2 protein-coding genes are annotated in these 2,921 nt (G+C 62.4%); one reads left to right on the plus strand and one right to left on the minus strand.

All coding sequences use genetic code 11. From position 1 onward, the window contains the following. Nucleotides 1-198: 198 nt before the first annotated feature. On the minus strand, nucleotides 199-1,008 hold the full coding sequence (locus FJU08_RS22500) for a class I SAM-dependent methyltransferase (RefSeq protein WP_141151279.1): 810 nt from the start codon (nucleotides 1,006-1,008) through the stop codon (nucleotides 199-201). Nucleotides 1,009-1,125: 117 nt separating this feature from the next. Here FJU08_RS22500 and FJU08_RS22505 point away from each other — a divergent pair, with 117 nt between their 5' ends. Continuing rightward, a complete protein-coding gene (locus FJU08_RS22505; protein ID WP_141151280.1) occupies nucleotides 1,126-2,778 on the plus strand; it encodes a winged helix-turn-helix domain-containing protein in 1,653 nt (550 codons plus the stop codon). The last annotated feature ends 143 nt before the right edge of the window (nucleotides 2,779-2,921 follow it).

Below are 2,921 nucleotides of genomic sequence, written 5' to 3' on the forward strand. Positions count from 1 at the left end.
AAACGGAAGCCCTTAAGGCGCGGCAAATCGAGACGCTCAGACATCTCAACGACCTACCAAATCCAGGTGGGAGCAACAAGTTGGCAATGCCGTGACAACACCTTGCAAAGACTTGAGCTTTGACGGATCAGCGCCAGGCGGCAGATTGCCGGCCAGGACGCCACTCGATGAAAACACGAAGATGACCCCGACGTCGGGTCAGGCCTGTTTTGGGCGCGCGATCAGGCAGCGAAACTGCGCAGAGATGTGCACGCGGCCGTTCTCGTCAACGAAGGGAGAGATCGCCACGTCTTGCGCGCGTTCAACCGCCTCCTCGCCGACCACCTCGATGGCGCGCGCCGCCACCCCGGTCGAGCTCAGGGCGCGCAGGGCGGTCCGTCTGTCCGGGTAGATGAAGGGCGCGTCGACGTCGAAGGTCTCCTCCGGCTCCAGCCCGGCCTCGCGGGCGAAAGCGAACAGGGCGTCTCGCCCCGACAGTGCGAAGGGGCCTGGCGTTCCCGGAGGCGACGGCGGAAGAAGCGGTTTGAGCGCCGACACGACCCGGGCCGCCTCCATGCCCTCGGGCTCGCCCCAGGTCGCTATGATGGCAAGGCCGCTGGGTCGGAGCACCCGGGCGACTTCAGCCAACGCTGCACCCGGGCTACCCGCATATTGGAGCGAATTGAACGCCGTCACGACGTCGAAGCTATCATCTGCGAAGGGTAGGTTCTCAAGGTCGCCATGCTGAAAGTCACCACCCGGAACCCGTTCGCGCGCGATGGCAAGCAACGCCTCGGAAGCGTCGAGCCCACACACCGTCGCGCCGTTCTTCGCGGCGACTTGCATGGCGAGCCCCGCTCCGCAGCCGGCGTCGAAGAGGTCGGTCCCGGCACAGAGGCCGGCGCGGCGAACGCTCTCCTCGTAGATCGGAAGGTGAACTGGCTCCTGCAATCTTGCCCAATCGCGGGCCCTCTGCCCCCACAAATGGCCGTTCAAGTCTGCAGTCCGGTTAGCTTTGAGATTGTCCATCCGACACGACCCTCTATGTTCTGATTCATTCGGACTGTGCCGCTCCGATGCCGCTCCGGTCTTTCAGAAAATCTCCAGATATGTTCAGTTATCTGCTAACTTCTTATTAGCCCCGCATTGGCGGGGAGCAATTCTCTCAACTATCGGAGGACACTGTCGCCGGTCCGTCCGAAACCGTGTTCTGGACGGCAAATGATTTATCGCTTCTCAGACTACGAGCTTGATACCGAAGGTTGCGCCCTGACGCGCGACGGCGTGGACGTTGCCGTGGAAGCGCAGGTCTTTTCCACCCTGGCCGTGCTGATTGAGAACCGAAATCGCATCGTTTCACGGGATGAACTGATCGAAACGGTCTGGTCGGGCCGAATCATCAGCGATGCCGCGATCAGTTCGCGCATTCACAGCGCCCGTACCGCAATCGGAGATAACGGACGCGACCAGGCGCTCATCAAGACATTTTCCGGGCGCGGCTATCGTTTCGTCGGGCGAGCAAGCATGCTGCCCGCCGCGAACGCGGTCTTGCCGGTTCCTGAAAGAGCACTGTCAGTCGATGTCACCCGACCGGTGCCAGGCTTCCTGGACCGGCCTGCTATTGTTCTGCTGCCCTTCGATACGTCTTCCGATGCCCTCCCGGATATTCATCTCGCCCATGGCCTCACAGAGGAGCTTTCGCTCCGCCTCGGGCAGACCGGAAGCTTTCCCGTCATCTCCTCGCAATCCGCGCGGTCGCTGAAAACGCGATCGACCGGCGCCGCCGAGATCGGGCGTCGCCTTGGAGCGCGATACCTTCTCGAAGGCAGCATTCAGCGTTCGGACGACCGGCTGCGGATCTATGTTCACCTCGTCTCGGCCTTGTCCGAAGAGCGGCTTTGGTCGGAACGCTACGATACACGGTTCTCGGAGGTCTTCGACATGCAGGACTGGGTGGCAGCGACAATCGCCGAGGCCCTTGAGCGGGAGATGATCGCCTGTGAAGCCGGTCCGCTGCTCGGCGCGCAAACCACCGAACTCGACGCCTGGCAGATGTATTTGCGCGGCATCTTCTTCCTGCATCGCAGCGGTCGGAGCGACAACCGGCTGGCGCTGGAGAGCTTTCGCGCCGCAATCGCCCGGGACAAGATCTATGGCCCTGCCCACGGCGGCCTTGCCATGGCCTGTGTTTTCGGCCACGGCGCCGGGTGGTTGTCTGCGGGACATGACCCGGTCGAAACGATGGCCGAAGCCGGGCACACCGCGATGCATTTGTCGCCGCACGAGCCGAACGGCCATATCGGCCTCGGCTGGTCGCATCTTTGCCGAGGCGAGTTCGAAGCGGCACTAGAGGCAATCGAAACTGCCGTCGAGTGCAATCCAAGTTCCGCTTTCGCCGCCTTCTATCTTGCCTGCGCCCTCAGTTTCGCCGGCGATCCGAGTGCAGCGATCGACAGCGCCGGGCGTGCGCTGCGCCTCAACCCCAGAGGCCCGCTGGCAAACCGCATCTGGACCATTCAGGCGCGCGCCCATTATCTCCTGGGAGACTATGAACGATCCGTCGAAATCAATCGCGCGGTCATCGCCTCGGACGATGGAACGGTACCGCTCGCGATGCGAGATCTGGCCGCTTCGCTTGCCTGTCTGGGCGCTCTCGACGAAGCAGCGGCCGCCATTTCCCATTTGATGCAATTGTCGCCCGGCTACACACTGGAAAAGGCCGGGGCTACCTACCCCTGGCGGCATCGGGACCAGCGCTGCGACTATCTGGAGCACCTTAGCCGCGCCGGACTACGGTGACAGTTACTACAGCGTCGTTTGCTCCACCTGCGCCGGAAGGCGTATCAACGGCGTTGTCATGTCTGGATGGCGCCCGTTTGGCAAGGTGATTTTGTCTGATGTTTAGCTTTGCGGGTCGGGTGCAGTCATGTCTCCGGCCTGTT

The sequence above is a fragment of the Martelella alba genome (genome assembly GCF_006516955.1).
GTDB lineage: Bacteria > Pseudomonadota > Alphaproteobacteria > Rhizobiales > Rhizobiaceae > Martelella > Martelella alba.

Bases quoted from the DNA above. Each gene is read 5' to 3' on its own strand.
- FJU08_RS22500 (WP_141151279.1), bottom strand. From the start codon at position 1,008: ATGGACAATCTCAAAGCTAACCGGACTGCAGACTTGAACGGCCATTTG.